9 protein-coding genes are annotated in these 12,573 nt (G+C 49.7%); all 9 read left to right on the forward strand.

What is annotated here, in order from left to right:
- Positions 1–519 precede the first annotated feature (519 nt).
- The 9 genes from can to fae all read left to right on the forward strand — a co-directional run bounded on the left by can (position 520) and on the right by fae (position 12,379).
- Positions 520–1,164 (forward strand): carbonate dehydratase, encoded by a 645-nt coding sequence (gene can, locus MEALZ_RS11835; protein WP_014148878.1) that lies wholly within the window; start codon positions 520–522, stop codon positions 1,162–1,164.
- 43 nt (positions 1,165–1,207) lie between these two features.
- A complete protein-coding gene (locus MEALZ_RS11840; protein WP_014148879.1) occupies positions 1,208–3,523 on the forward strand; it encodes a SulP family inorganic anion transporter in 2,316 nt (771 codons plus the stop codon).
- A 301-nt stretch (positions 3,524–3,824) separates the two neighbouring features.
- Positions 3,825–6,578 carry a cation-transporting P-type ATPase gene (locus tag MEALZ_RS11845; protein WP_014148880.1) on the forward strand — a complete coding sequence of 918 codons (2,754 nt, stop codon included), beginning with the start codon at positions 3,825–3,827 and terminating at the stop codon, positions 6,576–6,578.
- Between the two features lie 296 nt (positions 6,579–6,874).
- Positions 6,875–7,831, forward strand: coding sequence for a beta-ribofuranosylaminobenzene 5'-phosphate synthase family protein (locus MEALZ_RS11850; RefSeq protein ID WP_014148881.1), 957 nt, complete (start codon positions 6,875–6,877; stop codon positions 7,829–7,831).
- 73 nt (positions 7,832–7,904) lie between these two features.
- Positions 7,905–8,999, forward strand: a complete 1,095-nt coding sequence (locus tag MEALZ_RS11855; RefSeq protein WP_046061129.1) for an ATP-grasp domain-containing protein — start codon at positions 7,905–7,907, stop codon at positions 8,997–8,999.
- Positions 9,000–9,013: 14 nt separating this feature from the next.
- Positions 9,014–9,997 (forward strand): methenyltetrahydromethanopterin cyclohydrolase, encoded by a 984-nt coding sequence (gene mch, locus MEALZ_RS11860; RefSeq protein WP_014148883.1) that lies wholly within the window; start codon positions 9,014–9,016, stop codon positions 9,995–9,997.
- A gap of 12 nt (positions 9,998–10,009) precedes the next feature.
- Positions 10,010–10,930, forward strand: a complete 921-nt coding sequence (locus tag MEALZ_RS11865; RefSeq protein ID WP_014148884.1) for an ATP-grasp domain-containing protein — start codon at positions 10,010–10,012, stop codon at positions 10,928–10,930.
- A complete protein-coding gene (locus tag MEALZ_RS11870; RefSeq protein WP_014148885.1) occupies positions 10,927–11,787 on the forward strand; it encodes a triphosphoribosyl-dephospho-CoA synthase in 861 nt (286 codons plus the stop codon). The genes MEALZ_RS11865 and MEALZ_RS11870 overlap by 4 nt, the downstream gene beginning before the upstream one ends.
- A gap of 82 nt (positions 11,788–11,869) precedes the next feature.
- A complete protein-coding gene (gene fae / locus MEALZ_RS11875) occupies positions 11,870–12,379 on the forward strand; it encodes a formaldehyde-activating enzyme (RefSeq protein ID WP_014148886.1) in 510 nt (169 codons plus the stop codon).
- The last annotated feature ends 194 nt before the right edge of the window (positions 12,380–12,573 follow it).

The raw sequence follows: 12,573 nt of genomic DNA on the forward strand, positions 1-12,573 counted from the left end.
GTCCTTTGACGCGGACCCCCCGGCGCCGAAATTTGACCAGCAAAGGGTATACAATCCGGTTAAAAATAAACATCGTTGAATTGAAAGCATTTTGAAAGGTAGTGTCGATACAATACCTTCCAAACCAAACTATCGGTCCTCATTAGATTCGATAATCGCTAATTGATGCGATTGGTTTAAACCAAACAAAATTAATTTGTAACAATTCGGTTTTTTGCCGGACTGGTCTAGTGTATTGATTTAACAGGAAGCGTTTCACTGACATATAAATTCTTTTTCACTGTATCGAACTTTAAGAATTTAAGCGTCCGTTGCACCTCCTCTGAAAGCTCTAAAGCATGGACTCGCAGGTCACCGCCTCGAACAAAACGAAACGAAGACCAGTGAAGAGTATATGAAGAAAATCTGTCTTGCCATATTGTAAAGCCGACAAATCAATAAGCTATAACATCCAGATTAAACAGCTCGAAGCGTTACGATTTTTAACTATAGAAAATTGCAAACAGCAAGGCGGAAACTATGAAATCATTCGAAAAGCTGTTAATGGAAAACAAAAAATGGGCCTCTGACAAGCAAAGCATAGACCCCAATTTTTTTAAACATCTTGCAAAAGAGCAAAAACCCGAATTCCTTTGGATCGGATGTTCGGATAGCCGTGTTCCGGCGGAACTCATCGTAAATGCCGAACCCGGCGAAATATTCATTCATCGCAACATTGCCAATCAGATGGTGGCGACCGACTTCAACTGCTTAAGCGTCTTGCAATATGCGGTAGCTGTGTTGAAAGTCAAGCACATTATCGTTTGCGGTCATTACAACTGCGGCGGAGTTAAAGCCGCTTTATCCAAACAACACCCAAAATTGGTGCTAACCAATAAATGGCTCATGCATATCAAAGGCATCTATCGCTTACATAAAGATGAAATCGACAGCCTTCCCTCCGAGGAACAGCGCATTAATCGACTGGTTGAGCTCAATATTCTCGAGCAAGTCCAAACTCTCGCGCATACATCGATCATTCAACAAGCCTGGCATCAAGAGCAGCGACCGGTCATTCACGGCTGGGTCTATGGCCTGGAGAACGGCTTATTAAACTCGCTAGCGACGATTTATCCGGATGCCGAAATTGACCCGATATTCAAATACGATTATCAATATGCATGAATATAGAGCGGACAATACGTCCCAAATCACGAGGAAATGAACGATGATTTTGCAACGTTTACGACTATTTAACACATTTTTCGACAGTCGCTGGGAGGACCTGACCCGCGACACTTGGATGCAAACGACCTATCGAGATTTCAGCGCCGGCTTGATCGTGGCACTGACAGCAATCCCGATGGCCATGGGCTTTGCAATGGCCATGGGCTTGCGTCCCGAACAAGGCATTATCGCCGGAGCGTTAGCTTGTGCAGTCGGGCGAACCTGGGGCGGCTCAAAATATCAAGTTTACGGCCCTACCGCAGCCTTTATTCCCTTAATTGCCGCACTGATGATGAAGTACGGTGAAACCAATGGGGGCAGCGCTCAGGAAGCCCACGGCTTTCTCGTATTAGTCTCGATCATAGCCGGCGTGATACTGATGCTAATGGGCGTCTTCGGTCTCGGCAAATACGCCAAGCTGGTCCCGAACTCGATTGTCGTCGGCTTTACGGTCGGCATCGCAATCGTGATTGCGCTCACCAACGTCGAAGATATCCTAGGCGTGGAAAACTTCAAGGATATGCTCGGCCAAGATGAGGGAATCACCGGAGGTTTGACTCATAATATTGCAGCCGCGTTTAACAATCTCCACATGATCAATGGCTGGTCTGTCGCAATAGGCTTGGGTACATTTGTCCTGACAAAGTTTTTGCTGCGCATCTCGATTTTTATTCCGGCACCGCTGATTGCAATCGCTGCCTCGACTATCGTGACCGCGACACTGCTGAAAGATAAAGGTATTATTTTAGTCGGCGATATTTACGGTTCCATTCCCAACAATTTCTTCGTCTTTACCCCGCCGGTGATGCCGACGATGACTTCGGGTGTTATGGTCGATATCGTTTATTTCACACTAGCCATCGTTTTCGTATCGGGCGTCGAAAGTTTGCTGTGTTCGTCGATGGCCGACCGCCTTGCCGATAATCGTAAAACCCCGTTCAATCCCGATAAGGAATTTTGGGGACAAGGCTTGGTACAAGTTCTGGTCCCGATGGTAAACGGCTTTCCTTGCACCGGCGCCTTGGCGAGAACCGCGACCAGCATCAAGGCCGGCGCGGTGACGCCTTTGGCCGGTTATTTCAAAGCCGTTCTCAAATTGGCGTTGGCTTATTACATCGCCAGCTATCTGGAAGCCGTGCCCATGGCTTGCATCGGCGGTATTTTATTGTGGGTGGCAACCAACATGGTCAAACCATCCGAAATGAAAGAAGTTTTGGGGCACAATAAATTCCATGCCGGCTTGATGATTTACACTGCGGTAATGGTGCCGATGACCGACTTTTTGACCGGCGTGCTTTCCGCATTGGTTATTTATGTCTTGTTGTTTAAATTTCTGGACAAGCCCGTCAAGCGCGAAGAAGAGCACGTTGCCGAGGTGGTCGGCGCGGATCAAGCCATTATTTCCGCCCCAGGCCGTTTTAACAGGGTAACGATTCCTTTGGCGATGACCGCCGAAGACGCGGAATTACTGCATTACGCCGCCAAATTGGCGGAACGCGATATTGCCAAGGAATTTCATTTCGTCCATGTCATTCCTCCGCAAAAACAACCTATTAAACCGAATCAAGAAGCATCGATCAAACAAAGTATACGCGACGAAGTCGAGAAGTATTTCGATACCGATATCGAGCATGTGACTTTTATGTCGCATGTACTGAGCGGTCCATCGCGTCTCGATAAGTTGATTGAATATACTGTCGCCTCCAATTCGGACCTGATCCTATTAGGTCACCGGAAAAACCGTACCGGACAACGCTCGTTGGGCCGCCGTCTGGCAATGGTAACCAAGGCATCTGTTTGGATGGTTCCCGAAGGCACGAGCCGGGATATCAAGCGCATTATCGCTCCGGTGGATTTCTCGCAGCCTTCGGCCGATAGCTTATCTCATGCGACTGCAATAGCTAAATTGCATGGCCTGAATGAAGTTACAGCCTTGCATGTTTATTTCGATCCGTCGACGATTCGCTATGATGAACATATCGATGAAGTCAAGTGGCACGAACAACAAGCTTTCGAAGAGTTTTTAGCTAAAATAGAAACTCACGGCATCACCGTAAAACCGGAATTTGTCGAAAGCAGTATTCCGAGCAACGCGATTCTGCATAGGGCCAAGGAACTGGATGGCGACTTGATCGTAATGAGTACCCGCGGGCGAAGCAACACCGCGACTATTCTACTCGGCAGTGCAACATCGCAAATCATGATGGACTCTCCGATTCCGATTGTTGCGATTAAGCATTACGGCGATCAATTAGATTTGCTCGATGCCTTAATCGCCAGTCGATTCTGGGAGCGCTCGGACCCGAAAACGAACTAACTATTCGTCACAACCGGCCTGCAGCTCTATCGTTGCAGGCCGTTTTTGCAATTGAATCAAGTCGCCGAAACCAAATCATGGCCTTGGTTTCCGCCCCCCCCCAAAAAAAGAAGACGTTTCCTCTATCGTTATTCAAGCTCGCAATACTTGACCGCACAGCCGCCCGTTTCACTGTTATAATCATTGCATGGCTGAGTTATCAATCTTCCTGATCGCCGCCTGATACGACCATCATATAAGGACTTACCGCGTCCGTTGAAATGATATTGTCAGCATAAAATCAACCATAAAGGAGCTTTATATGGGCAAATCAAAGCAAAAAGTCGAGAAAATAGCGAAGATCGATTGGCACGCATCATCGACCGAGGAAGTCCTCAAGCAGCTCGACGGCAACCCGGACGGACTTTCCGAACAAGAATCCGTATCCCGTCTGCAGAAATATGGCGCAAATAGTTTACCTCCGCCCAAAACCCGCGGCCCGCTGCTGCGCTTTTTTTCCCAATTTCACAACTTATTGATCTATGTCTTGATCGGTGCCGCAGTCGTCACAGCGCTACTGGATCATTGGATCGATACTTACGTGATCATCGCCGTCGTATTCGTTAATTCGATTATCGGTTTCGTTCAGGAAGGCAAGGCCGAAAAATCGCTCGAAGCCATTCGGCATATGTTAGCGCCGCGCGCGACGGCATTGCGTGACGGTAATCGAATAGGGGTTCCGGCCGAAGAATTGGTTCCCGGCGATATCGTAATTCTCGAACCGGGCGATAAAGTTCCCGCCGACCTACGCTTGCTTTCGGCGAAAGGCCTCCAAATTCAAGAGGCGGTCCTCACCGGCGAATCGGTCGCGGTCGAAAAAACAACCAAACCGGTTGAAGCAAACGCCGATTTGGGAGACCGCTTTTCGATGGCTTATTCGGGAACCATGGTTGCGGCCGGACACGGCAAAGCCATCGTCGTTGCGACCGGCGCCGATACCGAAATCGGCCGCATCAGCGGCATGATCTCGAGTATCGAGGAATTGACGACTCCTCTGCTTAAACAAATCGCGATTTTTTCCCGCTGGCTGACCTTGGCGATCATCCTGATTGCCGCAAGCGTCTTTGCTTTCGGTTTTTACATCCAGGGAACCGATCCCTCGGAAATGTTCATGACTGTGGTCGGCCTCGCTGTAGCGGCCATTCCTGAAGGTTTACCGGCAATCCTGACAGTGACATTGGCCATCGGCGTCCAACGCATGGCTTCCCGCAATGCCATTATTCGTCGTTTGCCTGCCGTCGAAACGCTGGGTGCGGTATCGATCATCTGTTCGGACAAAACCGGCACACTGACGCGTAACGAAATGACCGTCAAATCCATCGTAACGTCATCTAAACTCTTTGAAATCAGCGGCGTCGGCTATGAACCTTCCGGCGATTTTTTCTCGGGCGGCGAACATGTCGCTATCGACAAGCGCCCTATTTTGCAGCAAGTCGTTAAATTCGGCGCCTTATGCAACGATTCGTCCTTGCGCCAAAAAGACGATCAATGGATTGCCGACGGAGACCCGATGGAAGGCGCCTTATTGACCGTTGCGATGAAAGCCGGTTTCGACCCCGCCGACCTGCATCGCAACAATGCTCGAGGCGATGTAATTCCATTCGATGCCCAACACCGCTTCATGGCCACCTTGAATCACGACCACGAAAACCATCAGTATATTATCGTCAAAGGCGCGCCGGAACGGTTGATCGAGCTATGCACCTTACAAAGACAAAAGGACGGCGATACAGCAATCAATTCTGGATATTGGAGCGGCTGGATCGATGAGGTCGCCTCACTCGGACAGCGCGTTTTAGCCATCGCGTATAAACCGGTCGAAGAAGGTAAAACCGAGCTTAATTTTTCGGATCTAGATGACGGTTTGATACTATTGGGGCTTATCGGCCTAATCGACCCGCCGCGCGAGGAAGCGATACAAGCCGTCAAGGAATGCCGCGCGGCCGGTATCCGCGTCAAAATGATCACTGGCGATCACGCCGCGACTGCCCGCGCGATTGCCGCGCAATTACACCTTGAAAATCACGATGAAGTCATGACCGGCCAAGACCTGTCTTCGATCGACGACGATGCATTGATCGAAGTCGCCGCACGCGTCGACGTCTTTGCCCGAACTTCGCCGGAACACAAATTGCGCCTGGTTACTGCAATGCAGGCCGGCGGCAATGTCATTGCCATGACCGGAGACGGGGTTAACGACGCGCCCGCCTTAAAACGAGCCGATGTCGGAATAGCAATGGGCAGAACCGGAACCGAAGCCGCCAAGGAAGCTTCGGAAATGGTACTGGCGGACGACAATTTCGCATCGATCGCACGCGCAGTCCGCGAAGGCCGTACCGTCTACGATAATTTAAAGAAAGCCATCATTTTTTTATTGCCGGTCAACGGCGGCGAATCGATGAGCATCATCGTCGCGGTATTGACCGGCCTGACTTTGCCGATTACACCGCTACAAGTCCTTTGGGTCAATATGGTCAGCTCGGTCGCCTTGGCAATGGCGCTGGCCTTCGAGCCGTCCGAGCCTAGCGTCATGCAACGCCCGCCGAGACCTAAGGACGAAGCAATGTTGTCCGGCTTTTTATTGTGGCGCATCACCTTCGTTTCGCTGCTGTTTTTCTCTGGCATCTACGGCATTTTCCTTTGGAGCCAACTGCACGGCTCGACGCTCGAAGAAGCACGAACTTATGCGGTCAATACGTTGGTTATGCTGGAAGTCTTTTACCTTTTAAATGTACGTTACCTAAGCAGTTCCTCTCTATCGTTCAAACACTTATTCAGCTCTAAAGCCGTTTTAATCGCAATTTTTGTCGTTATTACGCTTCAAGCCATATTTACTTATGCACCGTTCATGGAACACTTTTTCGACACACGTCCGGTCGACTTCATCCATGGCATGGAAATCGTCGGAATCGGCCTGCTCTTGTTCATCATACTGGAATTGGAAAAATTGATTAGACGCCTATTTTCTAACCGTCGGGCTAAAGACCTTAAAGCCCAACCGAAAGCCAAGAGGTAAATCTTAAGGAACGTGCATTTTCCTGAAACAGTTTCTATGCAGAGCATCACTGCTATTAAGTTAACGGAAACTCGTCATTCCGACATGGACTGGCGGAATCCAGTGCCATGGATGGCAAGCTTTTGAGGTGTATTAGAGCCTGAATGCAAGCATTATTTATTTCTGTGATGGCTTAACTTAATGGCATTGATGTAGAGACTGGGAACCATAGACAACGCCCATGACGCTCGGACCACATTCTCGTTTACATTTAGGTATAATACCTTTTTGTTTTCAATAGAATCAGCTCATTGAACGTGCAATACTCTAAAGTTAGCGTGATAGCCCCCGCCCGTCTGCATATGGGTTTTATCGATTTGAGCGGCGCGCTGGGGCGTCACTTCGGCAGCATCGGCGTCGCGCTGAATGAAATCAACACCCGCTTAAGTATTAGACCGGCCGATCATTTGACCGTAACCGGGATGTCCGCTTCTCGAGCCGAAAAATGTGCGCGCAAACTCTGTACGGCACTCAATCTTCCCGAGTCATTCAGCATCGATGTCGAAACGTCGATCCCGGAACATGTCGGATTAGGCTCCGGTACGCAAATGTCGCTGGCGGTCGGCATGGGCTTGAACCATTATTACGGCTTAAATCTGACGGTTCGCGATATCGCGCGATTAACCGATAGAGGCATGCGTTCGGGTATCGGCATCGGTGTTTTTGAACGCGGAGGACTGGTTGTCGATGGCGGACGGGGCGAGCGAACAGTGACCCCCCCGGTATTAGCGCACATGCAAATTCCCGACGATTGGCGCTTTATTTTAGCGTTCGACAAACGCGGACAAGGCTTGCATGGTAAACAAGAAGTTCAGGCTTTCGAAGCGCTACCCCCATTTCCGCAACAAGAAGCGGCCAGGCTTTGTTATTTATTGATGATGCAAGGATTACCTGCCGTTGCCGAACAAGATCTTGTCAAATTCGGCGAAGTCGTTACGCAATTGCAGCGCTCGGTCGGCGAACATTTCGCTCCGGCACAGGGCGGCATTTTCACCAGCCCGGAAGTTGCCGAATCCATGGCATGGCTGGAAGCGCAAGGTTGCGTCGCTATCGGCCAAACTTCATGGGGGCCAACCGGCTTTTGCGCTTTGCTGGGAGCCGAGCAAGCCGAAGCGATCACCGAACAAGCGCGCCGACAATTTTCACGCCATCCTCATTTGAGTTTTGTCACGGTCGGCGTCAGTAACAGCGGCGGCCAAGTATCGGCCGTCTAATTCGCTTATTGATTCCTAAAGCCGGCACATACTCGCTTAAGCGATAGACTTTTAACATCATAAACTGCCATTTTTGAATCCCAGCATTAACAAACCTATTTTGATTATTGCCAACTCCGGCCGCATGCTGGCCGAGGCAGCCTGCCGGTCGGGGTTCATACCGTGGGTAATCGATTTGTTTGCCGACCAAGATACCCTGAAATATTCCGAACGGGTATTTCGAATCGAAGCATTGGACGAACCCTTTTTAAAAGCCATTGTTGCCGATTTCAGCTCCCTGAACCCGATGTCTCCAGCGGTATATGGCAGCGGCCTCGAGCATTATCCCAAGGCGCTCGAGCTCATTAGCTGCGAATGCGAATTAGTCGGCAACGATATAAAAACCGTTCGACTGATTCAGCAAAAAAAATGTTTTTTCGAATTACTCGATCATTTGGAGATAAACTATCCGCGCGTCTCCTTCACGGAACCGAAAGGGGCTGAGCAATGGTTGGTCAAATCCGAAAGCGGTGAAGGCGGCCACGGTATTCGCCTGTTTCGAAACGGCATGCCGACCCAAAGAAATATGTACTGGCAAAAATATATCGAAGGGACAGCCTGCTCCGCTTTATTTCTTGCAGACGGAAAAAATATTCGAATTATCGGTTTCCATGCGCAGTGGTGCGAAAACCTGAATGCCGACCAACCCTTCCTATTTGCCGGCGTCATCAATCGCTGCCCCCTGTCCGCCGAGCAAGCCGATATCATTCATTCGTGGATCACCGCCCTTGTGCGGGCAATCCCGCTTAAAGGCCTCAACACGCTCGATTTCATTATCCAAGGTGAGCGAATTTATGTATTAGAGGTCAATCCCCGCCCATCGGCCAGCATGCAATTATATGATGGCGATTTATTCGGGGCGCATCTCAATGCCTGTCGGGGCATCTTAGACAATACGAACTTTACGAGTCGTACGGTTTGCGCTTATCGAATCATTTACGCCGACAGAAGCATCACTATTCCCGATGCCTTTTGCTGGCCGAAAGCCTGCCGGGATTTACCGATTGCCGGCTCGATAATTCGCAAAGGACAGCCTATATGCAGTATCATTGCCCGCGATATAAACGTTCGGAACGTTCATCGGCAATTGAACGAAATCCGGCAAACCATTTTTCAATCATTCAATTAAAGGTGTTTTAGGTCATGGCATCAAAAGCGAGCGTTAATAGACTAGCGCAGCCTCTGGTTAGAGAACTCATCGAAAATGCGGCTAAATTACGAGTCGGCGTAGAAAAATTGGCGAACGGCTGCACCATCATCGACGCCGGCATCGACATGCCGGGCGGTTTGGAAGCAGGCCGAATCATTGCCGAAATTTGTTTGGGCGGCATGGGCTCGGTCTCTATCTCGCACAGTTGTTACACCGCGAATTGGCCATTGACAGTCAATGTGCATACCGGTAACCCGGTCTTGGCCTGTCTCGGCAGCCAATACGCCGGCTGGAGTTTGTCGCATGAAAAATATTACGCGCTCGGCTCCGGTCCTGCACGGGCCATGGCGGTCAAAATCAAGGATGGCCAACAAGAGCCTGTCGAGGAGCTATACAAAGAATTGGCCTATCGCGACGATGCGGAAAACACCGTATTGGTGATCGAAAACGATGCGATCCCGCCGCTCGAAATCGTCGAAAAAGTAGCAAACGCTTGTCAAGTAGACCCTTGCAACTTAACCATCATCGTCACGCCGACCAGCAGCCTGGCAGGCGGCGTTCAGGTCGTCGCACGGGTTTTGGAAGTTGCGATGCACAAGGCGCATGCCTTGCATTTTCCGCTGGAAAACATCGTCGATGGTAGCGGCAGCGCGCCAATCTGCCCGCCGCATCCGGATTTTATCAAGGCGATGGGGCGCACCAACGATGCGATATTGTTCGCGGGGCAAGTTCATATTTTCGTCAAAGGCAGCGACGAAGCAGCCGAGAAGCTCGCAAAAGAGTTGCCTAGCTCGACTTCGAAGGATTACGGCAAACCGTTCGCGCAAGTCTTCAAAGAATACAATTACGACTTTTTCAAGGTCGATGCAATGCTGTTCAGCCCTGCAAGTGTCATCGTGACCGCAGTCGAATCCGGTAAGAGTTTCCGCGCCGGCAAACTCGACAATGCGTTGCTCGATCAATCGTTCGGCGCTTAAGAGTTTCGACACATGGGTAGAATTGCCGTTTTCACAGACGATCCGGGTTGGCACGGCAAAGCATTGCGTCTTGCATTCGCCGCTCGCGGCTATTCGGCGGACTATGTATCGTTAACTGAGTGCCGCTTGAATCTGGTTTCGGAAGGACTTCCTGTTTCGATTCCGGGTTTCGAGCATGCCCTGCCCGACGCCGTGTTTGTCCGCGGCGTACCGGGCGGCTCCCTCGAGGAAGTCGTGTTTTATCTCGACATCCTCCATGCGCTGAAGATCATCGGCGTTCCGGTGTACAACGACGCCGGAGCAATCGAACGCAGCGTCGACAAGGCGATGACCAGCTTCCTGCTTCGGCAAAACGGTTTGCCGACGCCTCCGACCTGGGTTTTACGCGATAGAAAAGAAGCATTGGCCATCGCCGAATGCGAACTCGCGCAAGGCCGCATGATCATCAGCAAACCTTTATTCGGCTCGCAAGGCGAAGGCGTCCGACGCATCGAAAAAATGCTGGATTTGTTTTGGTTAACCGGCAGCCGCGGCATCTATTATTTGCAACGCTTTGTCGATTGTTACGGCGAAGGTTATTCCGATACGCGAGTATTCGTTATCAACGGCCGCGCGGTCGCCGCGATGCGGAGGAAAGGTACATTTTGGTTGAATAATGTTGCCAAAGGTGCTAGTTGCGAACGGGTCCAATTGGAATCCGAATTATCGAAATTAGCTATCAAGACAGCGGAAGTCGTCAAAATGGACTATGCCGGCGTCGATATCATTCGCGAAAAAAACGGCGATTACACCGTAATCGAGGTCAACAGCATTCCCGCATGGAAGGGCCTGCAAAGCGTTTGTGATATCAATATCGCCGAATTACTCGTCGAGGATTTGCTGGACAGGCATGTCGGCGATCATCGCCCCGAATTGCAAACGGTTGCCTCATGATGACTATCGAAACGCTTGAAGATTTGTACCGACAAGCTTGCGAGATCGAATTACAGGCTTTTAAGCCGGGCAACGTCAGTGTTCATGCAGACGGGCACGACATGTCCGTCGATGATTTCAGAATCAGCGCAAAGGTCAGCGCACCGCATATCGCAAATCCAAATTACTCGCTTGGCGAAAAAATTTATTATGCGATCAAGGCCACGCGCGATGCAGTCGGCTGTAATACCAATCTGGGCATTGTTTTATTATGCGCGCCACTTCTTCAAGCCGCATTATTACGAAAACCGAATTCGACGTTAAGACAAGCTTTACACGACGTATTAAATAATACGTCAGTCGACGATGCCGACTGGGTCTTCAAAGCGATCGTTTTAGCCTCTCCGGGCGGTTTAGGCCACTCATCCGAACAAGACGTTTCAGAGCGGCCGGCTGTCAATTTGACCGAAGCGATGCGAATAGCGGCCGACAAGGATCGCATCGCTTTACAGTACTGCTCGGATTATAAAGATATTTTTGATTTCGGAGTTTTAAGGTATAATGCTTGGCTAACTCGATGGGCTGAAGCTAATTGGGCGGCTGTAGCAGTCTATGTCGGGTTGCTGAGCCTTTATCCCGATAGTCATATCGAGCGGAAATACGGCAATCGCTTTACGCTTTCGGTGACATCCAAAATGGACATGGTTAACCAAGCCCTGCAAGATTCTGATAATCCGAAAGAAATCGAACCTTTACTGCGTAGGATTGACGCGGAATTTAAATCCGAAGGCATCAATCCGGGTACGACGGCCGATTTAACGGTAGCGACGATTTTAGCGGTATTTCTGGAGGATCATATTAGCAATTCGAATTGCTAATGGGTCTTCAAAACGGATTTACACTTAAAGTAAATAAATTAATTCTCACTGTTCATATTATTCTTCAAAGGAGACAACTAGCATGGCTAAAATCAACAACCTGCGCGTAGGCGAATCATTGGTAGGTGACGGCAACGAAGTTGCGCACATCGACTTGATCATCGGCCCACGCGGCTCGGCTGCCGAAACCGCTTTCGCTAACTGCTTGACTAACAACAAAGACGGTTTCTCCAGCTTGTTGGCTGTTGTTGCACCTAACCTGATGGTTAAACCTGCAACTGTTATGTTCAACAAAGTCACCATCAAAGGCTCGAAACAAGCCGTTCAAATGTTCGGCCCTGCGCAACGCGGCGTAGCCATGGCTGTTGCGGATTCAGTTGAAAACGGCACCATTCCTGCCGATGAAGCTGACAACCTGTTCATTTCTGTTGGTGTTTTCATTCACTGGATGGCTGAAGACGACGCAAAAATTCAACAATACAACTACGAAGCGACTAAAGAAGCTATCGAACGCGCTGTTGCCGGCTCTCCAACAGCTCAAGAAGTTGTTGCTGCTAAAGCCACTGCAACACACCCATTCGCTGCCAACTAAAATTTAGCTCGGCATAGAATGACCAAAAACCCCGGCTAGCCCGGGGTTTTTTTTGCCTAAAATAAATTGGATAGCGGTTAGCAGTGAGTAGTAAGCGGCAGAATCAGGGCTTTTATCCTACTACTCCCTTTATCCTGAATTCGGCAGTTTTATACCATGAAGTTCATGAAGGACTTCAAGAAATTAACTAAATC

The organism is Methylotuvimicrobium alcaliphilum 20Z (assembly GCF_000968535.2).
Lineage (GTDB): Bacteria > Pseudomonadota > Gammaproteobacteria > Methylococcales > Methylomonadaceae > Methylotuvimicrobium > Methylotuvimicrobium alcaliphilum.

What these genes read in the sequence shown, in the direction of transcription:
- can (WP_014148878.1), top strand. Translation starts at nt 520, where the DNA reads ATGAAATCATTCGAAAAGCTGTTAATGGAAAACAAAAAATGGGCCTCT.
- MEALZ_RS11840 (WP_014148879.1), top strand. Translation starts at nt 1,208, where the DNA reads ATGATTTTGCAACGTTTACGACTATTTAACACATTTTTCGACAGTCGC.
- MEALZ_RS11845 (WP_014148880.1), top strand. Translation starts at nt 3,825, where the DNA reads ATGGGCAAATCAAAGCAAAAAGTCGAGAAAATAGCGAAGATCGATTGG.
- mch (WP_014148883.1), top strand. Translation starts at nt 9,014, where the DNA reads ATGGCATCAAAAGCGAGCGTTAATAGACTAGCGCAGCCTCTGGTTAGA.
- MEALZ_RS11865 (WP_014148884.1), top strand. Translation starts at nt 10,010, where the DNA reads ATGGGTAGAATTGCCGTTTTCACAGACGATCCGGGTTGGCACGGCAAA.
- MEALZ_RS11870 (WP_014148885.1), top strand. Translation starts at nt 10,927, where the DNA reads ATGATGACTATCGAAACGCTTGAAGATTTGTACCGACAAGCTTGCGAG.
- fae (WP_014148886.1), top strand. Translation starts at nt 11,870, where the DNA reads ATGGCTAAAATCAACAACCTGCGCGTAGGCGAATCATTGGTAGGTGAC.